The sequence below is a fragment of the Celeribacter baekdonensis genome, from assembly GCF_003047105.1.
GTDB lineage: Bacteria > Pseudomonadota > Alphaproteobacteria > Rhodobacterales > Rhodobacteraceae > Celeribacter > Celeribacter baekdonensis_B.
The window spans coordinates 3,560,586-3,586,785 of record NZ_CP028475.1 but is presented as its reverse complement, the minus strand read 5'-3'; the positions used below and the strand labels follow the sequence as shown (position 1 = coordinate 3,586,785).

Below are 26,200 nucleotides of genomic sequence, written 5' to 3'. Positions count from 1 at the left end.
TTTTTGGTGTTGGCTTTTGTGTCAGACATGACCTTGGGTCCACGATGATTGGGGAAATTAAGTCGTCTCTCTAGCCCAAGAGGGGTGCGGAGCAAATGGGTTTGTGTGCTGCGGATGCGTGCTCATCGATGAGGTGCGACCGATCCGCCGCCCTGTCACGACAACGCTCAAACCGCGTCCTCAATCCTTGCAATCCCCTCTTCTTCATGGCTTTTTTACTACAAACGGGGACAGTCACACGGACCGCCACCCGAATAGGGACAGTTTATGCGTTACGATAGCCTCAACACTTTTCTTTCAGACGGCAAAGACGCCTTGCTCAAAGGGCCAATCGCGATGGTCTTTGCCGAAGATTTGATCGAGGTGGACACGACCCTGCGCCATCATATCACGCTTGGGTTCAAAGCCGTGCTGTTGTTTGCGCCCGATGAGCTGACGCTGCCAGAGGGGTTAGAACTTCAAATCCATCGCATCCGCTATGCCACCCGCGTGCCCAATATGCTGACCCAAGCGGTCAATCGCATTATCGCTGCGGCGCCGGGGATTTGGATGTATTATTGTTACAATGCCGAATACTGTTTTTCCCGTTCTGCGAGACCCGCAGCATCACCGACATGCTGACCTTTCACACCGAAGAACGGCGCGGCGGGATGTTGACCTATGTGGTTGATCTCTATGCCGGCGATGTGTGCATGACGCGCCCAATGCCGTGTCGCTTGGACGCCTGCCTCGACAAATCGGCTATTATGCGTTGGGGGGATGGACGCCGCAGGCCATCAAAAAGAACGCCAACTCGACTTTTCGGCGGGCTGCGCTGGCGGTTCGAAGAGCATATCCCGGCCAACCGCCGCCACATCGACCGGATTGCGATTTTCAAAGCGAAAAGGGCCTCACCCTGTCGGAAAACCACCTGTTCAACGATGAGGAATACAACACCTATGCCTGCCCGTGGCATCACAAACTGACGGCCGCCATCGTGTCCTTTCGCACCGCCAAAGCGCTCAAGTCGAACTCTGGGTCAACCTATGACATCGACAGTTTTCGCTGGCACAATTCGACCGAATTCGAATGGCACAGCCAGTTGCTCGATCTGGCTGATGGAGCCGGGACAGTGGTTTTAGTGGGGTTTTAAGTGGTTTTTAACCGCTTTTGCACTGAGCCCCGCCCTTTACATCTGGTTCTAAGCCCTTATCTTGGGCCGCAATCGACGAGCACCCGCGCCCAACAGGACCAAAGCGGCCTCAAAATCCACCCGAAATCGAAAGAGTTTTTCTGATGTCCGAAGTCAAATCCGGCGACAAATTCGCATTCACTACACTGGCACCCTCAAGACGGCACCGTGTTCGACAGCTCGGCGGGGCGTGATCCGCTTGAGTTCGAAGTTGGGTCCGGCCAAATCATCCCCGGCATGGACAAGCACCTTCCAGGCATGACCGTTGGCGAGAAAAAAACCATCGTGGCCGTGGCTGACGAGGCCTATGGCCCACGCCATGACGACGCGCAACAACCCGTGCCGCGCGCCCAAATCCCGGCGGAAATCCCGCTCGAAGTCGGCCTGCAACTTCAGATGCAAAGCCCGCAAGGCCAAGTGATCCCGGTCACCGTGGTCTCTGTCACCGACGAAGAGGTCATCCTGGACGCCAACCAACCACCGTTGGCTGGCGAAGATCTGACCTTTGACATTGAATTGTTGAAATCGTCTAAGCGAAGCTGAGTATTTTCGCAGCAATGAAGATCAAAGAGTGGACGAGGCGGCACGCAGGTGCCGCCTTTTTCGTTGAACTGACCCGGGTTTAGCGTCAAATGGCGGCATGGAAAAACCGGATCTCTTTTCTGCGGACTGTAGCCGCTGCGCCGCGCTGTGCTGTATGGCCTTGGCCTTTGATCGCGGCGATCATTTTGACCATGACAAAGCGGCAGGTGTGGGCTGTCACAACCTTGCGGGGTTTACCTGTGGCATTCACGGCGATTTGGCGAACCGCGGCTATTCCGGCTGTATCGCCTTTGATTGCCTCGGTGCCGGGCAAAGGGTCACGTCCTTGTTTGAGCGCGACTGGCGCAGCGATCCGACACAGACCGACCGATGATCGAAGCGTTTCGCAAGATGCGCGAGGTGCAGGAGTTGCGTCAGCTTTTGGTCGCGGCGGCCACCCTGCCCCTCTCGGACGCGGTAGATGATAGGCGACACGACATTTTGGACCAGCTTGCGGATGCAGCGGGCGATCTGGACCGGCTCGAAGAGGTGGACCCGCGCGCCATCCGGGCGTGGCTGCGCGGATTGGCGGAGCTGATCAGCCCTGTGACGGAGACGTAAACACCGCCCGTTTTTGATCCGCGATCTCACGATGCACACAGCCCGTCGCGTGATCATTGATCATCCCCATCGCCTGCATGAAGGCAAAACAGGTGGTCGGGCCGACAAATTTCCAGCCGCGTTTTTTGAGGTCTTTCGAAAGCCGTTTTGAGGTCTCCGAGATCGACGCCGTTTGCGGCGCGCCATGTTCGTCGGGTTTGGGTTCAAAGGACCAAAAATAGGCAGCAAGCGAGCCTTCGTTCGCCACCATCTCGACCGCACGGGCGGCGTTGTTGATCGTGGCGTTGATTTTTTACGGTGGCGCACGATGCCCGCATCGGCCAAAAGCCGGGTCACATCCGCCTCATCGAACTGTGCGACGTTGTGAAAATCAAACCCGGCGAAAGCGGCGCGAAACCTTCGCGTTTGCGCAAAATCGTCCACCATGACAGGCCCGATTGAAAGCTTCGAGGCAGATTTTCTCAAACAAACGGATGTCGTCGGCGACCGGATAACCCCATTCTTCGTCGTGATAGCGGATATATTCGGGGTCACTGGCGCACCATGCGCAGCGCGATTGGCCATCTGACCCGGTGAAAAGCTGTGCCACATCGACCTCCTAACACGCCTCAAAAGCCCCTCACGGAAGACGAATATGAAACGCAGTGCATGACCAAACTTGTCCGCCTTTTGGTGTCAACTCAAGCCTCAATTTTCCCGTTGAACCGTTTATTTTTGCGGGTAGGCATCCCAAAACGCCTGTGGCGCTTGACCCGGATTGGCCACACAGACCACCTGATCCGCCTCAAAGCATAGCGCGCCAAAAACACGGTCAGATCGGCGGAATAGGCATAGTCTTGCACCGAAATCACCGCCGCCTCAGAGGCACTTTCGCAACTGCCGGAGACGAACCAGACCTGATCGGCGGAATATTGGAGATCGGTGAAATAGATCGTAAATTCGCCGGGGGGGTTGTGAGGGTTTCAAACTGGATCGGCAAAGCACCCTGCGCCCACAACGCCAGCGGCGTGACTGACAGCGCGAGCGCCAAAATACCTGCGTCGAGCGCAAGGGATGCAGAAAGCCGAGCCTATTCAACAGGATCGCCCGAGCGCCCGGCACAGAGGTCAGTGCGGGACTTGGGTTTTGGGGCGCAGACGGATCACCACATCGACAGAGGCGATTTCCATGCCTTCGGGCGCGTCCGGCAGACGTGCGATTTGCAGATCTTTGGCGGGCGCGTCGGTCAATGCGCCATGCTCTTCCAAAAGAAATGCGGATGTTCATTCATATTTGTGTCGAAATAGGAGCGCGAGCCATCAACGGTCACCTCCTGCATCAAACCCGCCTGACAAAAGGCCCGCAGCGTGTTGTAGACCGTCGCCAAGGACACTTTTTCGCCCGCATCGCGCGCCGCGGCAAACAGACTTTCAGCCGTGACATGGCGATCATGACCGTCACCGATCAACAAGGTCGCCAAAGCCACCCGTTGACGGGTCGGTCGCACTCCCGCATCACACAGCCACGTCTCACCACGACGCGGATCGCGCTTTGTCTTGTCTTGCAGGCTCTTGTCTTGCAGTGCCTGGCACGTCGGCTCGGGGGCTGGGGACTGGGTCATCGGGGTCCGTTTCTTTGGTATAAGTGCCAATATAAGGCCAAGGCGGGGTTAAATTCAAATGAAAATAGATCGCAACAAGACGACCCGCCGCAATCAGACAACGTTTTGGCTCGGTTCGGACGATTTTCACCCGCTCCCGCTCATCGGACTTTGCCCGCTCTTGCGCCTTGCGTGGTTGGGGGGCGGGGTGATAGAGGGGATACGACTTTGAAAGATTGCAGGAAGGCAAGGGTTCTATATGGCCGAGTATCCCACGAGTTTCACCAAGGAAGATCTGCTTAAATGTGCAGCGGGCGACTTATTTGGCCCCGGCAACGCGCAGCTTCCCGCCCCGCCCATGTTGATGATGGACCGGATCACCGATTTCCGGTGACGGGGGCGCGCATGGCAAGGGTCATGTTGTGGCGGAATTCGACATCACGCCGGACCTTTGGTTCTTTGATTGCCATTTCCCCGGCAACCCGATCATGCCCGGCTGTTTGGGCCTTGATGGTCTGTGGCAGCTCACCGGCTTTAACCTTGGCTGGCGCGGCTGGCAGGGGCGCGGTTATGCGCTTGGTGTCGGTGAAGTGAACTCACCGGCATGGTGCGCCCGGACCGTAAGATGTTGACCTACAAGATTGATTTCACCAAAGCGATCCAGACCCGCCGCCTGACCATGGGTGTTGCAGACGGAATCGTCGGCCGATGGCGAAGTGATTTATATCGTCAAAGACATGAAAGTTGCGCTCTCCGAGAGCTGATCCCAAAGCGGATCGAAACGAATACCACAGGGAAGAACACGCCATGCGTCGCGTCGTCGTCACAGGTCTCGGGGTTGTCTCCTCGATCGGCAACAATTCTGAGGAAGTGCTGGCCTCTCTCAAGGCGGGCACCTCCGGCATCACTGCCAATGAAGACATGAAAGAGTATGGGTTCCGCAGCCAAAAAGAAAAACTCGAAATCAAAGACCACGTCGAAAAACGTGCCCTGCGGTTCATGGGTCCGGGGGCGGCCTATGCCTCCATCGCCATGGACCAAGCGATCACCGACTCCGGCCTTGAGGAAAAGACGTGATCAACGTGCGCACGGCTTGATTGCCGGTTCGGGTGGCCGTCCACCTCCGCCATGTTCACCGCGCATCAGTCGGTTTTGGCCACAAAAGCCACCAAACGCGTGGGGCCGTTTGCGGTGCCGAAATGCATGGGATCGACGATTTCCGCCAACTTGGCGACCGCCTATCAGATCAAGGGCATCAACTATTCGATCACCTCGGCCTGTTCGACTTCGCTGCATTGTATTGGTGCGGCAAGCGAGCAGATCATGATGGGCAAACAAGATGTGATGTTTGCCGGTGGTGGCGAGGAATTGGATTGGACCCTGTCCTGCCTGTTTGATGCGATGGGGGCGATGTCCTCAAAGTTCAACGACACACCCACCAAAGCCTCGCGCGCGTTTGATGCGAACCGCGATGGGTTTGTGATCTCCGGCGGCGGTGCGATTTTGGTGCTCGAAGAGTTGGAACACGCCAAAGCGCGCGGTGCGAAAATATACGCCGAAGTGACCGGCTTTGCCGCGACCTCGGATGGCGCGGGATATGGTGGCCCCCTCTGGTGAGGGCGGCGAACGCGCGATGCGGCTTGCCCTCTCCACCCTGCCGGAAGGCCGCAAGGTCGGCTACATCAACGCGCATGGCACATCGACCCCGGTCGGTGACGTGGGCGAAGTCGAAGCCGTGCGCCGGGTCTTTGGCGAAGGCAACACGCCAGTGATTTCCTCGACCAAATCCATGACCGGTCACTCCCAAGGCGCCACCGGCGCACAGGAAGCCGTCTATTGCCTCTTGGCGCTGCAACACGATTTCATCATCCCGTCGATCAATGTCGAAACCCTCGACCCCGCGATCCACGCGACTGAAATCGCCACAACTCTGGTGGAAAACGCAGGGCTTGATACCGTCATGACCAATTCGTTGGGTTTGGCGGCACCAACGGTCAATGTTGTTGTCGAAATATCTCGACTGATCTGGTTTTAGGGTATGATTTGAACGGCCACGTTATACGAGCGTGGCCGTTTTCGTGTTAGACTGGGCTTGACTGAGAGTTGCCAAGGTCGGGTTTGAACCCAGAGTAGCCAATCAAAAACCTGGCTAGTATAAAAAACACGACGTATGGAGTAACATACTTTGCTTAATTCTGCACGCTTCCGCTTGTTGCTCTTTGCAATGCTGTCCGCCGCTTTTTCTTCGACGGCTCAAGCCCAAACCTCACTGGGTTTCGATCAGTGTACGGATGATCTCGAAGGAAGTTTCGAAAAACTTGCATCAGAGGCAAAAGTCATCACCGGGTTTAGTCTTTGCCCTGAAGCAAATTTTCCATGGGACATAGTGGTTCAGCTTTCGAATTCGCCTGAAAAGAGCCACAGTTTAGCACAGTTGTTCGGTGTTAGAACTCCGGGTTACCGAACCATGCAAATTGACGGGCGTGCGTCCTTTGAAATTCGACCTTTTACCAAAAACATATGGAGCGTGGAAATATTTGATGACCACGGAAACCGTGATGTTGGGACAAGTTTCATATGGGCACGAGACATGTCGGAAAGTGAACGCCCCTTTGTCGCCGGTGCGTTAGATTGGAGCCCGGTGAAATACTTCGATTGCTATCGAACCTCGAAGGCGGGTGATCGGGAAGGTTTGAATTGTCTGACGCGGTACCACATCACGACGTGTTCTCGTTTTTTTGACAAGCACATGAGCGAAACATGGTTTGATCCTGAATTTACAATAAGAATACATTCTTACAATGACACGTCCACAAACCATCTCTTCGAGCATTTCGAGGAAGTTCATACATATGTTGAGGGCGTTTTGAATCGATTACTCGAATTCAGTTGCTCATAATGCCATCGAAAGCCCGCATTGTCCCGCATACCAGACCTCCAGTCTCATTGCAGCGAACCGCCTCCGCTCACCTAACACAGCCCTCAAAAACTTGACCTAGCGGCACAAAACGGTCAAATACCCGCAAAGCAAAAAGGGCATTTCATCCATGGCAGATCTTCTTAAGGGCAAACGCGGGCTTATCATGGGCGTCGCCAACGAGCGTTCCATCGCATGGGGCATCGCCAAAGCCTGTGCCGCCGAGGGCGCGGAGCTTGCGTTTACCTAAGGCGAGGCCTTTGGCAAACGCTTGCAACCGCTGGCCGAAAGCGTCGGTTCGGACACGATGGTGGACGTCGATGTCACCAACCCGGAGCAAATGGACGAAGCCTTTGCGGCACTCAAAGCCAAATGGGGCAGCCTTGATTTTGTCGTGCACGCCATCGCCTATTCCAACAAAGACGAACTCACCGGCCGGTTCCGCGACACCTCTGTCGAGAACTTCAAAAACTCGCTGCATATCTCGTGCTATAGCTTTCATCGACGTGGCCAAACGCGCCTCTGAAATGATGCCCAATGGCGGCACGTTGATGACGCTGACCTTTGAAGGCTCCAACAAAGTTGTGCCCAATTACAACGTGATGGGCGTGGCCAAAGCGGCGCTGGAAAGCTCGATCCGCTATCTTGCCAATGACCTTGGCCCCGAAGGCATCCGCGTCAACGGCATTTCGCCGGGTCCGATGAAAACGCTGGCTGGCTCCGCCATCGGTGGCGCGCGCCGCACCTATAAACACGCCGAACAGAACGCGCCGTTGTTGTCGAATGGCAACGCTTGAGGCCGTGGGCGCACCGCCGTGTACCTCGCCTCCGATGGGCGCGCCACGGGTGAAATCATCCGCGTCGATGGCGGCTATCACATCAATGCCCCGGATTGAAATCCGGTCCAGATTGCCACAGCTCCAAGCCCCGCCCCGTGCGGGGCTTTTCTTTGAGTAGGTATCAGTTGGCGAAGTGACACTGGTAGTTTGACATGTTTGATTATATAATGCGTGTTGGCCATCGCCTGTCGGACGATCCAAGCAAACGGGTTTGTTTGATCGAAGCCGGATGCTCGCCTTTTTTTGGGGGGTTTTGGCGCGCCTATAATTTGATCACACCGCACCTGATCGCTAAACGAAAGATCAAACCTGGCCACCCTCAGAAGTGGGACGCACAAGCGCAATACGCAGATTTCAATGCACCGACGGGCCACTTTGCGTCTCCGATCTGCGAGCCCTTTTGTGCGCGCCGGTGTTGAGGCGGGATGCGTGACTTTAATGGCGCGGATCAGGAGGGCGTGGGCCTGCTCCAAGTCACTCAGAAAAACGGCAAACGGTTTTCAGCCGCGCGGGCATTTTTGGACCCGGTGCGTGGGGGGCCATGTGACGCTCTTGACCGGAGAACAGGTCTCGCGAGTGCTGTTCAAGGGCACCAATTGGCGTTGCGGATCGCGATTTTGCTCAATCCCGGTGGCGGGTGGCCTTAGCGCCGGGCAATCAAGTCACCGCATCTGTTGATGCTCTCGGGCATTGGGCCGGGGGACATGGTGCGCGCGCAGGGGATCGAGGTGCGGCATGACGCGCCTGAGGTGGGCCAGAACTTAGCCGATCATCTCGACATCACAGTGATGTCGAAAGCGCGCGATCGCCTGCCCATTGGCATTGCGCCGACATATGTGCCCCGTGCGCTGCGTGCCGCCGTCGCCTTTGGCCGCAAACGTGGCGGGGAACTGACCTCAAATGTCGCCGAAGCTGGTGGGTTTGTGCGCTCAGATCCCGATCAGCCACGTCCCAACCTGCAATTCCATTTCATTCCGGCCTATCTGCGTGATCATGGACGCAAGACCTCATTTGGCTACGGCATGACGCTGCATGTTTGTGATCTTTTGCCAAAATCGCGGGGGCGGATCACATTGGCCTCACCCGATCCAAGGGCTGCGCCGGTGATTGACGCCGGCTATCTGAGCCACCCAGAGGATGTGGCAACGCTTTTATCTGGCCTCAAAATCGCCCGTTCGGTGATGGCTGCATCGGCGCTTGCAAAGCACGTCGCATCCGAGGTTCTGCCTGGTGCGGCCCTGCAAAGCGACGCAGCGCTCATTGCGGATATTCGTGCCCGCTCAGAGACAATCTATCACCCGGTCGGCACCTGTCGCATGGGGATGGACGAAAGTTCAGTGGTGGACCCGCAGGCGCGGGTGCGCGGCGTCTCGGGGCTGCGCGTTGTGGACGCCTCAATCATGCCGCAGATCATCGCGGGCAACACCAATGCGCCCACGATGATGATCGCGGAAAACGTGGCGGATATGATGCTTCGGCCTTGACGCTTTAGTGACAGCCCCCCGTGCCGCAGCCGCTACAGTCCTCGCAGGCACGGGCTTTGCCTTTCATTTCAATGAATTTTTCGTCCCACGCCTCGCCGTCTCCGAATTCCAAAAAGTTCTGATATTGCTCGTGACGATCGGACAGATGACTGGCGTGTTTGATCGGGCACCAGTAATATTCGGTGCGTCCGGCAACCTCGCGGACATAGGCCAAAAGCCCATTGCCATAGCCGCAATAAACGCAGTTGAGTTTTTGCATAAAGTTCAGATAGGTCAGCTTGTGCCGATCCACAGCGATGTATTTTTTGCGTTCGACTTTTGGCAGACCGTAGATTGGGAAACAGATCGCCTGATAGACGGTGACAAAAAGATCGAGGATCACGAAGGGCACGATCAGACTGTAAATGAGCGGCGGTGATCACCTCCCAAGGACGGGCGCGGCGGATAAACACCGACAAACGCACACGTAAAAGACGCCCGCGTTTGCGCGCTTCTTCCTCGAACACCACCGCCATTGCTGAGACGATATTGAAACTTTTCACGCGCCTCTGCGGCATCCCGTTCCAATTGATCCCTGAATTTGCCGCAAGGAGTCGCGGAGTTTCTCAACCGTGCTGTTCATCATTGTCTCCAAACAGGGGCGTCCGAGATATAGATTTAGCAGGCGGGACGGACAAATCATCCCCTGTCTTGAAATTTTGCATTCCTGTAAATTTTTCGACGCATTTAAAAGCATTTTTAAACGTTTTCATTTCAGAAACACTGTGTTGAACGATGAGTTATCCCCAGCCAAATCCGCCACCTGCCACATTGTCGCCGCATTTTCGACCCATCAAAAGCCCAAAGATCAAAGCCAAAAGGCCGCCGCACATCGCTATGACATTCCTCTTTCTCGCCATCCTTTTGGGGGTCTTCTCCCTGCCTCTGCTCAAAGGGGTGTCGACCCATCAGGGCAGGATGATCACAGCGCGGGTTTGATGGCACGGGCGTTGTGATTGGATTTGTGCTCACGGGTCGCGGTCGCGGCGCTGACCTCGCCTTTGCTTGGCATTGGCTTTGTTTTTGCGGCTTTGTTGCATGAGTTGGGGTCCGCACTGGCCTGTCGCATCATCGGCCATGAGGTGGCGCGGGTGCGGCTGATCCCCTCGCCTATTCGCCGCGCGCGCTCGGATCGCCCTTTGATCAGCTCGCTGGAAGAAGCTTTGCCGCGCTTCTATGCCCCGCTTGGCGATTGTTCCGATGATCCTCGGCTTTGGCCTGTTTCACACTTCGTCGTGAGCGGCCGGTCTTTGCAATGTCATGCGCAGCACGGCGATTATGTTGGGCACGTTCAATTTCATCATGCTTTTGCCCTTCCTGCCTTTGGTGGCGGCAGGTTGTGCGTGCGGTTTCTGATGCGTTTTGGCCACGTCTTGGGCGTGTCGTCACGCTGTTCATGACCGCCGCCTTTGCCTCGGCGGCTCTGCGCGATCACTCGGTGGCGATGATGATCCTCGCCGCCGCGGGCGTGCAAAGCCTGTTTCACATCCGCCGCCCGACCAAACCCGCCTGACGCCAAATCAGGCGCTTTTGGTGATGGCAAGCTATGCCTTTACCCTGACCGTGCATTTCACTGGCGGGTTCTGGCTTTTGACCGGGTTGCTCTAAAACCCGCGCCATCTCCTCTTTCCTCAGGGCGCACTCCATGACAGTCTGTCCTCGCTGCAAGGGAGGCGCATGTGACCATCACCACCTGTATTTTTGATGCCTATGGCACCCTGTTCGATGTCACCTCTGCCGCCCAGCGCGCGGCGGATGAACCCGCTTTTGCCCGCCTGATCCCGCTGTGGTCCCAACTGGCGCAGGATTGGCGCGCCAAACAGTTGGAATACAGTTGGCTGCGCGCCATCATGGGGGATCATGCGCCGTTTTGGACTGTCACCATGGATGCGCTCGATTGGGCGCTGGCGCGTGCGGGACTTGAGGATGATCCGCCGTTGCGCGCGCGTTTGTTGCAGCTTTATCAGGAATTGAGCGCCTATCCAGAGGTGCCCATCATGTTGCAAGCCCTGAAAGACAAAGGGTTTTCCACCGCCATCCTCTCAAATGGCTCACAAGACATGCTTCAGGCTGCGGTGTCATCGGCGGGTTTAGACGGCCTGTTGGACGATGTGCTCTCGGTCGATACCGTCGGCATTTTCAAGCCCTCAGATCGGGTGTATCACATGGTCCCGGATCGGTTCGACTGCGCCCGCAACGAGGTGTTGTTTGTCTCCTCTAATGGCTGGACATCGCCGGGGCGGCACGATTTGGCTTTGTCACCGCTTGGGTGAACCGCGCGTCCCTGCCCGTCGACCGGATGCCCGGCCAACCCGCTTATATTCTCTCTGATCTGACCCAAATTCCGGAGATCGCCGCCCATGCCTGACACGTTCACCACCGCCGATGGCCTCTCGCTGGCCTATGACGTTCAGGGCAAAGGTCCCGCTCTGTTGTGCCTCGCGGGACTGACCCGCAACATGGATGATTTCGAACCTGTGGTGGCGCATTTCGCAGATCAAGCCACGGTCATTCGCCTTGATAGTCGCGGGCGCGGGGCGTCTGATTTTGACCCGAATTTCCTCAACTACACATTGCCACAAGAGGGCGCGGATGCGCTGGCCCTTTTGGATCATTTGGGGCTGGACCGCGCCGCCATTTTAGGCACCTCGCGGGGCGGGTTGATTGCCATGGTCTTGGCGCTCACCGCCAAACATCGCCTGTCTGGCGTGTTGCTCAATGACATCGGGCCAGAGATGGACCCGCGTGGGCTGAGCCACATCATGGACTATCTCGGTCGCCCCTCGGCCTATCGCTCGTTTGAAGATGCCGCCGACAAATTGCCCCGTGCTTTGGGCGATCAGTTCCCCAATGTCAGCCGGGATCACTGGCTAAGCTATGCACGCCGGATTTGGACAGAGGGCGAAAAACGGCTTGAATTGCGCTATGATCCTAAGCTTAGGGACGCGATTGAAGCGCAAAGCGTGACCGGGGCCGTGCCCGATCTCTGGCCTTTGTTCGAGGCGCTTGCGGGGCTGCCTTTGGCGCTGTTGCGGGGCGAAAACTCCACCCTTTTGCCCCGCGCCTGTATGGACGAGATGTGCGCGCGCCGCCCGGATATGATCTGTGCCGAGGTGAAAGATCGCGGTCATGTGCCGTTTTTGGATGAGCCTGAAAGCCTTGATGTGATCGCGCGTTTTTGGCCCGCCTCCCCCATTGAGACCCACCGCCTCCCCTCTATGATCTGCGCGCATTCTAAAAGGAGCGATCAGATGCGGGTCGATCTTGGTGACATTTCTCTCAACGTTGAAGACGACGGGCCGCGCACTGGCCCGACGATTGTGTTTTGTCATGCCTTGGGCACCAATTTGCATCTGTGGGATGACGTCCTGCCGCTCCTGCCAAAGGGGCTTCGGGTCATCCGCTATGACCTACGTGGTCATGGTGGCTCTGACGTGCCGAAAGGCCCCTATTCGATGGGCGCATTGGTGCGTGACGCCGAGCGGTTGCTGGATCATTTGGCGGTGCGAGATGCGGTGTTTGTCGGCATTTCCATTGGCGGGTTGATCGCGCAGGGCCTGGCGGTCAAGCGGCTGGATCACATCCGCGCGCTGGTCCTGTCCAATACGGCGGCCAAAATCGGCACCCGCTCGGTCTGGGACAAACGCATCGACGAGATTGAGGCCCATGGGCTGGAAAGCATCGTTGCGCCCACGTTGGAGCGTTGGTTTGCCCCCGGATTTCGCAAATCTGAGACGGCCAAACGCTGGGGTCAGTCGATTTTAAACACCTCCGTTGAGGGCTATGTGGGCTGTTGCGCCGCCATTGCAGGCACGGATTTTTACACGCCCACCTCGGGCTTGCGTCTGGCATGCTTGGGCATTGGCGGCGGTTATGATGGCTCCACCCCTGCCGATTTGATGCGCGAAACTTTGGACATCATCCCCGGCGCGCGGTTTGAATTGCTGCGGCGTTCCGGGCATTTGCCACCCGTAGATGCGCCCGAAGCCTTTGCCGCACTTTTGACAACATTCTTACAGGAGATTGGCCATGTCTGAATTGGAAGCAACTGATCCGGTCTTTCTTTTGATCCACGGCTCCGCCCATGGCGCATGGTGTTGGCGCGATCTGATCCCGGCACTTGTGGCACGCGGGGGCATCGTTCATGCGATGGACCTGCCCTCTCATGGCGCGGACACCACGCCCTATTTCGAGGTGACGCTGGATCTCTACCGCGATGCGATCCTCCATAAGATCGCCGAAATCGGCACGCCGGTGATCCTGGTCGGCCATTCCGCGGGCGGCTACGCCATCACCGCCGCCGCTGAGGCCGCGCCTGAATGTGTCGCGCAGATGATCTATGTTTGTGCCTATGTGCCCGAGGATGGCAAAAGCCTTGGCGACATGCGTCGCAGCGCCCGCGCCCATCCGGTTTTGGCCGCGATTGCGAAAACCCCAGACGACAAGGCCTTTACCTTTCGCGCTGATACCGTCGTGGCGACGTTGTTTCACGATTGTCCGGCGCAGGCCGTGGCCTATGCCCTACCGCATCTGGGGCCACAGGCGATCCGCCCACAAGAAACGCCTCTGACGATCACAGCCCGCTCTGCCACCCTGCCGCGCGATTATGTGCTTTGCACGGATGACCGCACCATCCCGCCGGAAGAGCAGGAAAAAATGGTCAAAGATTGGCCTGAGGATCAGGTGCATCGCCTCACCGCAGGCCATTCGCCCTATTTCTCACACCCGGACAGCTTGGCGGATTTGCTCATCAAGGCTGTGCGCAAAGACGGATAGACAGCGGTGGTTTTGACGGTCAGAAAGGCGCAGTCTGTGTCAGAGGTTCGTCATGTTGCGCCATCTTCCGATCTTGTTCATCGTGTTCACCGTCTTGATCGACGGCATCGGCATTGGCCTGATCTTTCCGGTCATGCCCGATCTGATCCGCGACGTGACCGGGCGCGCCTTGGCCGATGCCGCCCTTTGGGGCGGGGTGTTGGCCACCGGCTATGCGATGATGCAGTTTCTGTTTGGACCGGCGGTCGGCAATCTGTCGGATCGCTTTGGCCGCAAACCCGTCCTGATCTCAGCGTTGTTTGTGATGATGCTCGACTATCTGGTGATGGCGGTGGCGCATACGATTTGGCTGTTGCTGATCGGCCGGTTGATCGCCGGATTGTCGGCCGCGACGCATGCCACGGCGGCTGCCTATATGGCGGATATTTCCGCGCCTGAGGATCGCGAAAAGCGCTTTGGTCTTGTCCATGCAGCCATGGGGGTTGGCTTTGCGGTGGGGCCGATGATTGGCGGGCTTTTGGCCGGAATTGACACCCGTGCGCCGTTTTATGTGGCGGCGGGCATCGCCGGATTGAACATGATCTTTGGCCTTTTGGTCATGCCCGAAAGCCTGCCCCGCGACAAACGCCGCCCGTTTCATTGGCGACGTGCCAATCCCTTTGCCGCCTTTCGCGCCATCGGGTCGCTGTCCGGGGTCAAGCCGCTTTTGATGGTCTTTGGCCTCTATGAAATGGCCTATTTCGTCTATCCGGCGATCTGGTCATTTTATGGTGTCGAAAAATTCGGATTTGACGCGCGGATGATTGGCCTGACGCTGTTTGCCTTTGGCCTCTCAATGGGTTTGGCGCAATCGGTGTTGATCGGGCCGCTTGTGAGCCGCTTTGGGGCGTATCGCGTCACCATGGGCGGCATTTTGGCCGATATCGTTGTCTTCGCCACCTTGGGCGTGACCAGTAGCGTGCCGTTGGTGTGGATCGTCACCGTGCTGTCAGGGATTTCCTCGGTCACCATCCCCGCGCTGCAAGGCACGATGAGCCGCGCCACCCCCGACACACAACAGGGCGAATTGCAGGGCGTGATCGGTTCCATCGCGGCCATCGCGACCATTCTCAGCCCCTTGATCATGACCGAAACCTTCGCGATCTTTTCGCGCCCCGGCACGGCGCATTACCTGCCCGGCGCGCCATTTTTATTGTCGATGGGAATTGTCATCGTGGCCGGGGTCGTGTTGTGGCACTGGCGCGTGCGCCAAGATGCGGCGTGAGCCAAAGCCCGCTTGGTGCATGTTCTCTGGTTGCAAGACCTGACAAAATGCCGATTTTCTGCTAGGCTTTGGGTCCAAGAGGAGAAATTTTGATGACCCACCGCACTGTTTTTGACGCCCATCATCGCCACCACGATCCGTTCAAAAATCACCGTCTTGTGCAGTTTGCAAAACTGGACCGCACGGCGCGCAGACACCCGATTTGGGATCAACTCAGCCGCACCGAACGGCCAGACGCGCAAGCCCCGCAAAATGCGTCGCGTGTGGTTCAATTCCTACGCGTGGCGCGCGGGCACCGGGCCTAAAGCGCCACGCTTTAAAGCGACGTTTGTGCGCGACCTAAACCACGCCGGAATGTTCGACAAAAAGCATTTGCAAAATCGGTTCAATTGATCGGTTTTGCAAATAAATTATCACATATCTGTGCGAATTCGCATAGCGGGGTTACACCACAAGAATGTGCTGGACCCTCCTTCCATCGAAGGCATAGATGCGAGAAACATCGGGCGCTGATGGAGGGAGGGGACCCCATTTGCCGTGACACTCCCACATCACGCCCGGAATCCGTGTGAAATGGAGACCGGTCTTGACCCAGCCCTCGCGCATCGCGCCGCAATCGCTTCAATCCAAAATCATGAGTGCCGAAGACGCCGCAAGCCTTGTTCAAAATGGGGCGGCGGTGGGTATGAGCGGCTTTACTGGCTCGGGCTATCCCAAAGCCGTGCCGCTCGCTCTGGCCGCGCGCATTGAGGCCGAACATTCTGCGGGTCAGCCGTTTCGAATCAAAATCTGGTCCGGTGCCTCAACCGGCCCCGAGCTTGACGGTGCCTTGGCCAAAGCCGACGGCATTGACTTCCGCCTGCCCTACAACTCCGATCCCATCGCGCGGCAAAAGATCAATGCGGGCGAGATGAACTATTTCGACATGCATCTGTCGCAGGTCGCGCCGATGGCATGGCAGGGCTTTTTGGGTCCGCTGGACACCGCGATCATCGAGGTCTCCGGCATCACGCCCGAAGGCGATTTGATCCCCTCTTCTTCCATCGGCAACAACAAAACATGGCTGGAGCGCGCCGATAAAATCATCCTTGAGGTTAACAGTTGGCAAAGCGAAATGCTCGACGGGATGCATGACATCTACTACGGCACGGCTTTGCCGCCGAACCGCGTGCCGATCCCGTTGAACAAGCCCGATGATCGCATCGGTCAGCCGCATTTCAAGGTCGATCCGTCCAAAATCGTCGCCATTGTCGAAACCGACGCCCCCGACCGCAACGCCCCGTTTTCCGCCCCCGGCGACACCGCCGAAGCGATTGCCGACCACATCCTTGAGTTCCTGATGTGGGAGGCCAAACGCGCGGGCCTACCGCCCAGCCTGTTGCCGTTGCAATCGGGCGTTGGCAACGTGCCCAACGCGGTGATGGCCGGGTTGATCAAAGCGCCCTTTGAGCAAATGACCGCCTTCACCGAGGTGATCCAAGACGGCATGCTCGACATGATCGAAGCCGGCACTTTGCGCGTCGCCTCCGCCACGGCCTTTTCGCTTTCCCCTGAAAAGGCCGAGTATTTCAACACCCATGCCCGGCTGTTTCGCGACAAATTGATCCTGCGGCCGCAGGAGATTTCGAACCACCCCGAACTGGTGCGCCGCCTTGGCTGTATTGCGATGAACGGGCTGATTGAGGCGGATATTTACGGCAATGTGAACTCGACCCATGTGATGGGATCGCGCATTCAAAACGGCATTGGCGGCTCGGGCGATTTTGCCCGCAACGCCTATCTGTCGATTTTCATGACGCCCTCGATCGCCAAAAACGGGGCCATTTCCGCGATTGTGCCGATGGCGAGCCATGTCGATCACATCAACCAAGACGTTCAGGTGATTGTCACCGAACAAGGCTTGGCCGATTTGCGCGGTTTGGACCCGAAAAAGAAGGCCGCTTTGATCATCGAAAACTGTGCCCATCCGATGTATCGTGATGCGCTGCGGGAGTATTTCGAGCGGGCTAAAAAGAGTTCGTTTGGCGGTCACACGCCGCATGATCTGCGCGAGGCGCTGAGTTGGCATCAAAGGTTCATTGACACTGGCTCGATGCTGTAATCCTCTGCCGTTTCGCCTGTTGCTGTGTTGAGGAGGCCGCTGATGCGCCAGATCGAAATACCCGCCAAATTGGCGCAAAAGCTGGCCGTGGCGCTGCGCGATGCGCCGGATGTGCACCGGGCGATTGTCGCCTGTCTCGACGGAGTGACCGTGTCAGCAGTGTCTTCTGTGCCAGAGGATCAGGCGGACGGGCTTTATGATCAGGTTCGCGCCGCTCTTGATCCGGTTGAGGATGCCGCCCTGATCCAGAGGCTTGAGGCGCTGGACCCGGCGTTTTTAACCGCTGTGATCCGCTATGGGTTGGGCCATGCGCCAATCCCCCATGCCACGGCCATTCACACCGATCTTGCGCGCGTGGCGGTGGCCCCGGTGATGCGTCCCGATCCCAATGGCACGGCGTTCCTACCGCTGCCTTCGGATCGCGTCGGGATGCCCGCCTTTTCCGATCGCGCCTTTGATGCATGGTTCACCGGGCAACGCGCGCCCGATCTGCCTGCCGATCAGCCGCTTTACGGCTATGGCCTCTATGGCGAACAGCGCAGCGTTTATATGGCCGATCAATATCGCGATGCCTCGGGGCCAGAACCGCGCAGCCGTCATTTGGGCATCGACATTTTCGCCCCCGCTGGCACGATGGTTTGCGCGCCTTTGGCCGGACGGGTGCATCGCGTGGCCTATAATGCCGATCCTTTGGATTACGGCCATACGGTGATTTTGGAACATCGGACGGCGGAGGGCCTGCCGTTTTGGACCCTTTATGGTCATCTTGGCGTCCCCCTCCCTGCTCTCGCTGAAGGGGCAGACATTGCCATCGGCCAAGACATTGCGCCGTTGGGGGATTGGCATGAGAACGGCGGCTGGGCGCCGCATTTGCATTTTCAGATCATCACCAGCCTGTTGACCCAAACCGGCGGGAATTTCTTTGGCGTCGGCCACGATAGCCTCTGGCCCGTTTGGTCAACCATCAGCCCGGACCCCAACCTGATCCTGCGCCTGCCGAACGCGGCTTTCGGCCTTAAAGGCCTATAACGGTCACCGTGAGAGAGAGGCGGCATCGGATGTTATGGCAAGGTCCAATCGGGCAAGAGGCGCTCCAACATTCCATTTCGCAGACGATCTTGCGCCAACACCTAGGCAGCATCGCACGGCTCATGCCCGTCCCCATACCCGTCCCTATGCCCCGTGCTCAATGATCCGCGTTTTTCCATTTGACCGGGCTGACGTAAACCGCGCTCTCGTCGACACTGACCATCACTTCGCCGTCTTGAATATTCACCTGTAGTTTCATCGAGCGATTTGCCAGTCCTTCCAGAGCACGGGTGTCCTGTTCTGAGAGATTTATGACCTGAAGGTTCTCAAAACGCGTGGTGCTGTTTTTGATCTTGTCCCACCACATCTCAGCCGTCCTGCCACCGTAAGAATAGACAATGACCTTGTCGGATTTGGCACAGGATTGCCGCACAATCTTTTCGCTCGGAAGCCCCAACGCCACCCACAACTCAAGCTCGCCACTCAGGCTTTTCTGCCAAATATCTGGTTCATCATCCGTTGACAGGCCCTTTGTCATTTCCAGTTGCTCATGGGCATTCAAAGCAAACGCCAAAAGGCGCACCATCAACCGTTCATCTGTCTCTGACGGGTGCTTGGCAACGGTCAGTTTATGGGTCTCATAATAGTGACGATCCATATCAGATACGGTCAGTTCAACTTTATAAATGGTGGATTTTTGCGCCATGATTTTCCCTGACATGAAAGATAGGGATGCCTAATGCGTCTGGTGCCTTTGTGAAAGCAGATAAAAGGACCCAGATCAAAGAGGCCAAAGAGGGGCCGCCTCATTTTGGTCGCCCTGACGGCATTCCGAAACAGCCGCACCCGCATTTCGATGTCATCGTGCTTGTCATCACCGAAACGTCGGCAAGGGCGTGTTCAACCATATGCGTGAGAAACGTGTTGGCGGGGGGGCTTGGCGGCCCAACTCATGGCCTTGCCTGCCCCCTTGTCGGCCGGGTGTTCCGGGCTGTTTAACTCCGCACAATCATCTTTGCGACCAGTTCGGCTGCATTCTGTACGCCGAGTTTTTTCATGACAGAACTGCGATGGACCTCAACCGTGCGCGGCGAAATCCCCATGGCCTGCCCTGTTTCTTTGCTGGTGTAGCCATTCACAATATACCGCGCGACTTCGCGTTCGCGCGGCGTCAGTGTCGCAGATGTTGCGGGGCTATTTTCCAGATGCTCAAAGGTCCAGACCATAAGCCGAAAGGGATCGGTTGGCGTCAGGGTGCGCGCCGCAGCTCGGGTCCAGATGATCTCACCGCTGCGACATTGCATGAACCGTTCGTCAGCATAGCGCGGTCGGCCCTTGAGCCACCTCTGCCACCGTGCGCCTGTCTTTTCGTAATCCACACTCGACGGGTAGAGGATGCGGATCGACTGTCCCTCAAGCTCGTCACGGGTCCAGCCAAAGATACGCTCCATCTCCGTATTGGCGCGTTGAATGACACGGTTTGAAAGAACCATGAGGCCAATCGGGGCATCCATGAACCCGGTCAAATCGAGATCTGCCTCGGAAATTTGATCGTAATTCATCTGGCCACCCCTTTCGCTGCACATGCATCTACGTAGTTCATACGTAGATTTATACGTAATTCTACGAATTGCTGCCATGTGTTTTTTGCATGACCTTTAGGGCAGGAGGATATTTCATGACCACAGACATCTTTATCACCGGTTCCGGCCACACGCGCTTTGGGCGCCTGGAACAAAGCCTTGAGGATTTGATCGTCGACGCCGCCCGCGAGGCAATCGAGGACGCTCAAATTCCTCCTGCGGACATTGATGCTGTGTTTCTCGGGCATTTCAATTCCGGGCTGGTGCCGGATGGTTTTGCCTCCTCCCTCATTTTGCAGGCCCACCCTGATTTGCGGTTCAAACCCGCAACGCGGTGTGAAAATGCCTGTGCATCTGGTGCGGCGGCGATCCATGCCGGACTGAACGCCATTCGGGCCGGTCGTGCCCGGAACGTTTTGGTTGTTGGCGCTGAAAAGATGACCCATCGCTCGACACCCGATGTCACCACCGCATTGGCGGGGGCTGGGTATCAAAATGATGCGGCCGAAGCGGCTTTGAGTTTTCCCCAAGTCTTTGCCGTTGCGGCAGCGCAATATGCCGAGCGGTACGGTGACCCCATGGACACATTTGCGCGCATCGCCGCAAAAAACCATGACAACGCGATGAAAAACCCCCTCGCACATATGCATAAGGCGCTGCCCTATGACTTTTGCCGCGAGGTGAGCGAGAGAAACCCGTTGATCGCGCCTCCGCTTCGATTGAGCGATTGTTCGTTGGTCACGGATGGCGCAGCAGCCATTGTGTTGAGCGCAAGCACGGCACATGCCAGCGATGCGACGGCACGGGTTTTGGTGGCCGCTGCCGAACATGTATCGGATTTCCTACCGATGAGCCGTCGTGATTTTGTGGCCTTCGAGGGCCCGGAACGCGCCATTCAAATGGCCTATAAGGCGGCGGGAATCACCGTGTCCGATCTCGATTTTGCCGAGGTCCATGATTGCTTCACGCCTGCCGAATTGCTGATCTATGAGGCAATGGGGCTTGCTCCCAAAGGGCAAGGTGCCCGTGCTTTGAGTGAGGGGACAGTCTATGCGGACGGTCGCACGCCGGTGAACCTGTCGGGCGGCCTCAAGGCCAAAGGCCATCCGGTCGGGGCCACAGGCGTCTCCATGCATGCACTCGGGTTTCGGCAACTGACCGGACGCGCGGGGGACATCCAACGCGAAGGTGCACAATGGGGGCTTGCCTTCAACATGGGCGGGGCGGCTGTCGCCAACTATGCGACAGTTTTAAAGGCCGACCGCGCCTAAATCAGATGCCCCCTGCCCCAGATGATCCAAGGACTGAAAAGACGATGACTATCGCGAATTGGCTGTATCAAACGGCCTTGTCTTGGCCAAACCGCCCTGCCCTGTATGAGGGCGATGTGTTGCGCCAGACTTATGCTGATCTCTTGCAAGCGACCTGTAACCGCGCCGCGTGGCTGCGCACTGAACATGGCGTTCAGGCGGGGGATCGGGTGGCAGTTTTTGCCAAGAATGCGCCTGAATATATCGAAGCGCTTCACGCCTGTTGGTGGATTGGTGCCGTGGTTGTGCCGATCAATTGCAAACTTCACCCGCGCGAAGCCGAATGGATCATTCGAGATTCAGAAGCCGCACTGGTGATCACGCAAAGCGGGACACTGTTTGCAGAACAGGCAGATATTCACGAAGCAGCGCTTTGTATGCCCGTCAGACAAAATGAAAAACTCACGCCCCCTGCGCCGGTTTCAGATCAAGATCTCGCTTGGCTGTTCTACACTTCAGGCACGACAGGAACCCCCAAAGGGGTGATGCTAAGCCATGGGAATGTGCGTCAGATGACGCTTTGTTACGCCTTGGACGTCGATGCCGCGCACCCCAATGATCACATGCTCTATGCCGCACCGATGTCGCATGGGGCGGGCCTTTATATGTTCGCGCAAATCCGCGCCGGTGGTGCCCACCTCATTCCCGCCTCGCACGGGTTTGACAGCGAAGAGATCATCGGTCTGGCCAAGACACGGGGAAATCTCGTTTTCTTTGCGGCTCCCACCATGGTCAAACGGCTGATCGCCGTTTCAAAAGCGCAGGGATATACTGGTGAGGGCATTCGCACGATCATTTACGGCGGCGGGCCGATGTATGCGAATGACATCAATGACGCCCTTGCCTGTTATGGCCCGCGTTTTGTCCAGATTTACGGTCAGGGCGAAACGCCGATGACAATTTCCGTCCTAGGGCGGGATTTGGTCGCGGATCAGTCGAACCCACGCTGGCAAGCCCGCCGTGCCTCTGTCGGCATTGCACAGGGCGCTGTCACGCTCGCGGTGCTTGGCGCCGATGGCACCGCTGTGCCACCGGGGGTGACGGGGGAGATTTGCGTTCAAGGGCCAACGGTCATGCAGGGCTATTGGAAAAACGCGCAGGCCAGTGAACACGCCCTAAATGGCGGGTGGCTTCATACTGGTGACCTTGGGCATCTGGACGAAGACGGGTTTCTCTATCTCACCGACCGCTCGAAGGATGTGATCATCTCCGGAGGCACAAATATCTACCCCCGTGAGGTCGAAGAAGCGCTGTTGTGCCATCCGGCCGTCTTTGAGGTTGCCGTGATCGGAGTGCCCGAACCGGACTGGGGCGAACAGGTTCTCGCCTATGTCGTGTTCGAACACGGACAAAGCGCCAGTGTGCCGGAGCTCGACAGTTGGTGCCGCCAACATATCGCGGCGTTCAAACGCCCGAAACGCTACGAATTCGTCAAGGATCTGCCGAAGAACAGCTATGGGAAGGTTTTGAAAACCGACCTTAGAACCCAAGCTGCCTCTGAGGCAGCGCCGGTGTAAACCGGAAAATAAGACAACCGGGCAGGAGGAGCTCGGGCATATTGGAGGAGACACTACAATGAAAAGACGTGACTTTTTGAAAACCACAGGGGCTTTGGCAGGGGCCGGGATGTTCTCAAGCCTGCCCGGTTTTGCGCAGGCTGCCACTTCGCTGAAATTCGACAGCTACGTGAGTGAAACGGCCGGACCGTCTTGGGTTGATCGCTGGTTCTTTGAGGAACTGGAAAAACGCACAAACGGGGACATCAGTATGAAATATTACTGGGCCGGGAGCCTCAACAAAGTGGGGGAGCATCTGGGCGCTGTGCGTGATGGGACGAGCGAGGCAACTCTGATTGCTCCGGGCTATTATCAGGCCGAACTCCCGGTCACACGTGGGCTTGAGTGGTATTTCCGTATGGCGCGTGCCGATGAACTGCAATTGGTGTGCCGCGATGTTTACGAAGCCTTCGCACCGCTGCGTCAGGAGTGGGAAGACCGGCATCGCTCTAAGGTGCTGTACTGGACCAACTGGAACTACGCCCCCCTCATCATGCGCGAGCCGATCACCTCGCTTGCCGATCTCAAAGGCAAGAAAATCCGCGCCTATGGTGTGGCCACGGATGTGATCGAAGGCTTTGGCGGCATCGCTGTGCCAATGGCGGCGGGCGAAGTGTATCAAGCACTTGAACGCGGCGTGCTTGACGGGGTCTACGGTTTCGATTTCGTCACCGCCGTGGCCTATAAGCTGCACGAGATTGCGCCGAATTTCCATGACATCGGCGATGGTCCTCATGCCCCTGCGGTGACGGTGATGAACCGCCGCGTTTGGGATGGCCTGCCTGCTGAGCATCAACAGGTCTGTACCGATCTCGCCAATGAGCTTTACGCAGGGAAATTTGCCGAAATCTACAACAAGGTGTTGGCCGAGTATGTGCAAAAGGCGATCTCAGAAGGCGTGACCCTGTCCTCTCTGCCTGACGCGGAAAAAGCCAAGGCCAAAGCCACGGTTCAGCCTGCTCAAGTCAATAAATGGATCGAGACAGTCGCCAAGCCGAACGGCATTGACGGGGATGCGATGCAGAACGTGGTGGAAGACGCCATCGCACGCCACGCAGGGACCGGCACAATGAAGCGTCCGGTCGAAATTGCGGCAGGCTTGTAAGCGATGCTGGCGCGTTTGAACCGCCTGCTCGACGGGATTGCCCGGATCACATCATGGGTGGCATTGAGCTTTCTTGCCTTCATGATGGTGGCCATCACATTGGATGTGGTGGCCCGCGCCCTCTTTGGACGCGCTGTGCCGGGGCTTTTCGAAATGACGGAAATGTCGATGGTGATGGTGGTCTTCATGGGGCTTGGGGCGACGTTGCTTGATGACGGGCATATCCGTGTCACGATGATGACCGATGCGCTGCCCGGCCCCTGGTCCCGCGTCTGCACGTCTTTGGCGTGGCTGTTCGCCGGGCTCACGTTTGCCATGCTGGCATGGCCTGCAACTCAGGAAGCGATCTATTCGTTTTCGATCCGTGAATTCCGCTGGGGCTATTTCCAAGTGCCAATCTGGTGGGCCAAAATTGCGGTGGCTGCAGGGCTCTGGTTTGCCGCACTCCAAGCCGCGGTCCATGCGCTGCGCATCGCGTTGAAACACGTGGCCTTGCCGACACTCGACCGCGTTCAATCCGACATTCACTGATTAACGACGAGGTTTGCCTGCCTCGCACGGCGTTGATGCCGTTGCTTTTGCGACGGCTGCGCGCCCCACAACAACGGGACATAGACAATGGATGTGACACTCATCACCGCACTCGCCGTCGGGTTGATCTTTCTGCTGATGGCGCTTGGCACACCGGTCTTTGCCGCACTGGCTCTGTCCGGGGCTTTCGGCATCATCATGGTTGAAAATCTGGCCTTTTTGCTGGCCAGACTGAAATCCTTTTCCTTCGCCCATACCGCCAATTATGCGCTCACCGTGATCCCGCTGTTCATCTTGATGGGGGCGTTTGCGCATCACGCACAGGTCGGGAAACGGCTGTTCCATGTGGCCAACAAATGGGTCGGCCATTTGCCCGGCGGGCTTGCCATGGCTAGCATCCTGACCTCGGCTGGGTTTGCGGCCACCTCCGGTTCTTCGGTTGCCACTGCGGCGACTGTGGGCGCAGTGGCCCTCCCTGAAATGAAGGCAAAGGGCTATGATCGCCGTCTCGCGGCCGGAGCGGTTGCGGCGGGCGGCGTTTTGGGGGTGTTGATCCCCCCTTCCGTCCTGTTGATTTTCTATGCGGCGCTGACCGAAGTCTCTGCTGGCAAAATGTTGATCGCGGGTTTTGTGCCCGGCATCATCACAACGATTGCCTTTATGCTAGGCGTGGCGTTGATTGGCCGCCGGGTTCAGGACCACTCCACCCGCGCACCACGGGCAACATGGGGCGACCGGATATCGACCACGACACAGGCGTGGCAGGTTTTGGTGCTTTTCACAATTGTTCTCGGGGGGATTTACCTTGGGCTGGTCACGCCCACAGAGGCTGGGGCGATCGGGGCACTTGCGGCTTTCGTGATGCTGCTTTTTGCAAAATCCGCGCGGGGGAGCCTCAGACGAAATCTGTCTGAAAGTTTTCGTTCGACCGCCACGACCACGGTGATGATCCTTTTCACCATGATCGGCGCAGGTATCTTTAGCTATTTTCTGACCCTCGTTCAGGTCCCGCAAATGATTGCCGGCGCAATCACTCAAAGCGGCGTTCCGCCCCATGTTATCGTCGCTGTTCTGCTGTTGCTCTACATTCCGCTTGGGATGTTTTTGGACGCATTCTCAATGATGGTGATCACACTCCCCATCGTGTTCCCGACCGTCTCAGGCCTTGGATTTGATCCGATCTGGTTCGGCATTCTCTGCGTAAAAATGTGTGAGATTGGACTGATCACGCCTCCCGTGGGTCTCAATTGTTTCGTGATTGCGGGGATTGATCGCGACACCCCCTTGCCGGACGTGTTTCGGGGGGCGCTTTGGTTTGTGGCCATCGAAATGGTCACCGTGGTGGTGCTTTTCGCGTTCCCACAAATTGTGACATGGCTGCCAGATACGATGATGGCCCGGTGAACGGGATTTTGGGGCCGGATGGCTCTAGGGGCGTGGGGCGACACCGTCACCTCGCGCCCTTTCTATGTCCTCTGCCGACCCGAAATGACTTGGCACAGAAAGGAAATCACCATGTCCAATCAACCCGCATACAGGTTCAAAATCGGCCTGATCACCGCTACCATCTGGAACAATGACGGCTTCTATTCCGCCGATCTCACCCGCGCCGACAAGACGCAGGACGGCGATTGGCGCAACACCGCGAGCTTCGGTCACAACGACCTCCTGAACCTCTCCAAATGCGCGGAACGGACAGAAAGCTGGATCGCAAAGCAGCTTGCGGCCAACACCTGATTGGAGCGCCGGGCGTCACGCCCGGCCCCAAAACAA

At 57.4% G+C, this 26,200-nt stretch carries 24 protein-coding genes and 8 pseudogenes; 27 read left to right on the top strand and 5 right to left on the bottom strand.

Translation table 11 applies throughout. The features are described 5' to 3' along the window. Positions 1-267: 267 nt before the first annotated feature. The 5 genes and pseudogenes from DA792_RS23475 to DA792_RS21240 all read left to right on the top strand — a co-directional run bounded on the left by DA792_RS23475 (position 268) and on the right by DA792_RS21240 (position 2,314). Positions 268-621: a hypothetical protein gene (locus DA792_RS23475; RefSeq protein WP_439099375.1), complete on the top strand. Its 354-nt coding sequence runs from the start codon at positions 268-270 to the stop codon at positions 619-621. Positions 622-688: 67 nt separating this feature from the next. Then, positions 689-1,132: a hypothetical protein gene (locus DA792_RS23470; RefSeq protein WP_439099374.1), complete on the top strand. Its 444-nt coding sequence runs from the start codon at positions 689-691 to the stop codon at positions 1,130-1,132. Positions 1,133-1,275: 143 nt separating this feature from the next. Beyond that, positions 1,276-1,714: pseudogene (locus tag DA792_RS21250) on the top strand (FKBP-type peptidyl-prolyl cis-trans isomerase). A gap of 97 nt (positions 1,715-1,811) precedes the next feature. After that, entirely contained in the window at positions 1,812-2,087 is a 276-nt protein-coding gene (locus DA792_RS21245) for a hypothetical protein (RefSeq protein WP_107722534.1), read from the top strand. Continuing rightward, the gene (locus DA792_RS21240; RefSeq protein WP_107722533.1) at positions 2,084-2,314 is read left to right on the top strand and encodes a hypothetical protein; all 231 of its coding nucleotides are present in this window, start codon (positions 2,084-2,086) and stop codon (positions 2,312-2,314) included. Before DA792_RS21245 ends, DA792_RS21240 begins: the two co-directional genes overlap by 4 nt. Here the strand turns inward: DA792_RS21240 and DA792_RS21235 are convergent. Together DA792_RS21235 and irrA are read right to left on the bottom strand one after the other, a co-directional pair. Beyond that, a pseudogene (locus DA792_RS21235) lies at positions 2,292-2,903 on the bottom strand (DNA-3-methyladenine glycosylase I). The gene DA792_RS21240 and the pseudogene DA792_RS21235 overlap by 23 nt on opposite strands. Positions 2,904-3,420: 517 nt before the next feature. Next, positions 3,421-3,860, bottom strand: a pseudogene (gene irrA / locus DA792_RS21230) (iron response transcriptional regulator IrrA). Positions 3,861-4,152: 292 nt separating this feature from the next. On the opposite strand from irrA, the pseudogene fabA reads away from it, so the two are divergent. From fabA to DA792_RS21205, 6 genes and pseudogenes are all read left to right on the top strand, one after another. Beyond that, positions 4,153-4,657, top strand: a pseudogene (gene fabA / locus DA792_RS21225) (bifunctional 3-hydroxydecanoyl-ACP dehydratase/trans-2-decenoyl-ACP isomerase). Between the two features lie 43 nt (positions 4,658-4,700). Beyond that, positions 4,701-5,510, top strand: a pseudogene (locus DA792_RS21220) (beta-ketoacyl synthase N-terminal-like domain-containing protein). Next, entirely contained in the window at positions 5,491-5,928 is a 438-nt protein-coding gene (locus tag DA792_RS23465) for a hypothetical protein (protein ID WP_439099373.1), read from the top strand. The pseudogene DA792_RS21220 and the gene DA792_RS23465 overlap by 20 nt, the downstream one beginning before the upstream one ends. Positions 5,929-6,078: 150 nt before the next feature. After that, positions 6,079-6,792, top strand: coding sequence for a hypothetical protein (locus DA792_RS22360; RefSeq protein WP_159075348.1), 714 nt, complete (start codon positions 6,079-6,081; stop codon positions 6,790-6,792). Positions 6,793-6,940: 148 nt separating this feature from the next. After that, positions 6,941-7,706: pseudogene (locus tag DA792_RS21215) on the top strand (enoyl-ACP reductase FabI). A 620-nt stretch (positions 7,707-8,326) separates the two neighbouring features. Next, complete coding sequence (locus DA792_RS21205; RefSeq protein WP_199908107.1) at positions 8,327-9,133, top strand: GMC family oxidoreductase; 807 nt, start codon at positions 8,327-8,329, stop codon at positions 9,131-9,133. A 4-nt stretch (positions 9,134-9,137) separates the two neighbouring features. On the opposite strand, the gene DA792_RS21200 is transcribed toward DA792_RS21205, so the two are convergent. Further along, positions 9,138-9,515, bottom strand: a complete 378-nt coding sequence (locus DA792_RS21200; RefSeq protein WP_159075347.1) for a hypothetical protein — start codon at positions 9,513-9,515, stop codon at positions 9,138-9,140. 229 nt (positions 9,516-9,744) lie between these two features. On the opposite strand from DA792_RS21200, the gene DA792_RS21195 reads away from it, so the two are divergent. The 10 genes and pseudogenes from DA792_RS21195 to DA792_RS21150 all read left to right on the top strand — a co-directional run bounded on the left by DA792_RS21195 (position 9,745) and on the right by DA792_RS21150 (position 18,342). Continuing rightward, the gene (locus DA792_RS21195) at positions 9,745-10,128 is read left to right on the top strand and encodes a hypothetical protein (protein ID WP_107722530.1); all 384 of its coding nucleotides are present in this window, start codon (positions 9,745-9,747) and stop codon (positions 10,126-10,128) included. Continuing rightward, entirely contained in the window at positions 10,129-10,572 is a 444-nt protein-coding gene (locus DA792_RS21190; protein WP_107722529.1) for a hypothetical protein, read from the top strand. A 279-nt stretch (positions 10,573-10,851) separates the two neighbouring features. Then, positions 10,852-11,540 (top strand): annotated as a pseudogene (locus DA792_RS21185) (haloacid dehalogenase type II). Further along, positions 11,533-12,267 (top strand): annotated as a pseudogene (locus tag DA792_RS21180) (alpha/beta fold hydrolase); the annotation flags it as partial. The pseudogenes DA792_RS21185 and DA792_RS21180, both read left to right, overlap by 8 nt. Before the next feature lie 156 nt (positions 12,268-12,423). Continuing rightward, on the top strand, positions 12,424-13,209 hold the full coding sequence (gene pcaD, locus DA792_RS21175) for a 3-oxoadipate enol-lactonase (RefSeq protein WP_107718069.1): 786 nt from the start codon (positions 12,424-12,426) through the stop codon (positions 13,207-13,209). Continuing rightward, positions 13,202-13,948 carry an alpha/beta fold hydrolase gene (locus DA792_RS21170; protein ID WP_107718067.1) on the top strand — a complete coding sequence of 249 codons (747 nt, stop codon included), beginning with the start codon at positions 13,202-13,204 and terminating at the stop codon, positions 13,946-13,948. The genes pcaD and DA792_RS21170 overlap by 8 nt, the downstream gene beginning before the upstream one ends. A 52-nt stretch (positions 13,949-14,000) precedes the next feature. Then, the gene (locus DA792_RS21165; RefSeq protein ID WP_107718065.1) at positions 14,001-15,212 is read left to right on the top strand and encodes a TCR/Tet family MFS transporter; all 1,212 of its coding nucleotides are present in this window, start codon (positions 14,001-14,003) and stop codon (positions 15,210-15,212) included. Positions 15,213-15,304: 92 nt separating this feature from the next. Then, a complete protein-coding gene (locus DA792_RS21160) occupies positions 15,305-15,517 on the top strand; it encodes a hypothetical protein (protein WP_107718063.1) in 213 nt (70 codons plus the stop codon). A gap of 281 nt (positions 15,518-15,798) precedes the next feature. Continuing rightward, the gene (locus tag DA792_RS21155; protein ID WP_199908106.1) at positions 15,799-17,313 is read left to right on the top strand and encodes an acetyl-CoA hydrolase/transferase family protein; all 1,515 of its coding nucleotides are present in this window, start codon (positions 15,799-15,801) and stop codon (positions 17,311-17,313) included. A 42-nt stretch (positions 17,314-17,355) separates the two neighbouring features. Then, the gene (locus DA792_RS21150; RefSeq protein WP_107722528.1) at positions 17,356-18,342 is read left to right on the top strand and encodes a peptidoglycan DD-metalloendopeptidase family protein; all 987 of its coding nucleotides are present in this window, start codon (positions 17,356-17,358) and stop codon (positions 18,340-18,342) included. A 157-nt stretch (positions 18,343-18,499) separates the two neighbouring features. Here the strand turns inward: DA792_RS21150 and DA792_RS21145 are convergent, their stop codons facing one another. Next, positions 18,500-19,048, bottom strand: a complete 549-nt coding sequence (locus tag DA792_RS21145; RefSeq protein WP_107722816.1) for a YaeQ family protein — start codon at positions 19,046-19,048, stop codon at positions 18,500-18,502. A gap of 289 nt (positions 19,049-19,337) precedes the next feature. Next, positions 19,338-19,904 (bottom strand): LuxR C-terminal-related transcriptional regulator, encoded by a 567-nt coding sequence (locus DA792_RS21135; RefSeq protein WP_107718057.1) that lies wholly within the window; start codon positions 19,902-19,904, stop codon positions 19,338-19,340. Between the two features lie 116 nt (positions 19,905-20,020). Here DA792_RS21135 and DA792_RS21130 point away from each other — a divergent pair, with 116 nt between their 5' ends. The 6 genes from DA792_RS21130 to DA792_RS21105 all read left to right on the top strand — a co-directional run bounded on the left by DA792_RS21130 (position 20,021) and on the right by DA792_RS21105 (position 26,164). Next, the gene (locus DA792_RS21130; protein WP_107722526.1) at positions 20,021-21,196 is read left to right on the top strand and encodes a thiolase domain-containing protein; all 1,176 of its coding nucleotides are present in this window, start codon (positions 20,021-20,023) and stop codon (positions 21,194-21,196) included. 44 nt (positions 21,197-21,240) lie between these two features. Continuing rightward, positions 21,241-22,752 carry a class I adenylate-forming enzyme family protein gene (locus DA792_RS21125; RefSeq protein ID WP_107722525.1) on the top strand — a complete coding sequence of 504 codons (1,512 nt, stop codon included), beginning with the start codon at positions 21,241-21,243 and terminating at the stop codon, positions 22,750-22,752. A 58-nt stretch (positions 22,753-22,810) separates the two neighbouring features. Beyond that, complete coding sequence (gene dctP / locus DA792_RS21120; protein ID WP_107718055.1) at positions 22,811-23,896, top strand: C4-dicarboxylate TRAP transporter substrate-binding protein; 1,086 nt, start codon at positions 22,811-22,813, stop codon at positions 23,894-23,896. A gap of 3 nt (positions 23,897-23,899) precedes the next feature. Continuing rightward, positions 23,900-24,427 (top strand): TRAP transporter small permease, encoded by a 528-nt coding sequence (locus DA792_RS21115; RefSeq protein WP_254679340.1) that lies wholly within the window; start codon positions 23,900-23,902, stop codon positions 24,425-24,427. A gap of 87 nt (positions 24,428-24,514) precedes the next feature. Next, positions 24,515-25,831: a TRAP transporter large permease gene (locus DA792_RS21110; protein WP_107722524.1), complete on the top strand. Its 1,317-nt coding sequence runs from the start codon at positions 24,515-24,517 to the stop codon at positions 25,829-25,831. 111 nt (positions 25,832-25,942) lie between these two features. Then, the gene (locus DA792_RS21105; protein WP_107718053.1) at positions 25,943-26,164 is read left to right on the top strand and encodes a hypothetical protein; all 222 of its coding nucleotides are present in this window, start codon (positions 25,943-25,945) and stop codon (positions 26,162-26,164) included. Positions 26,165-26,200: the final 36 nt, after the last annotated feature.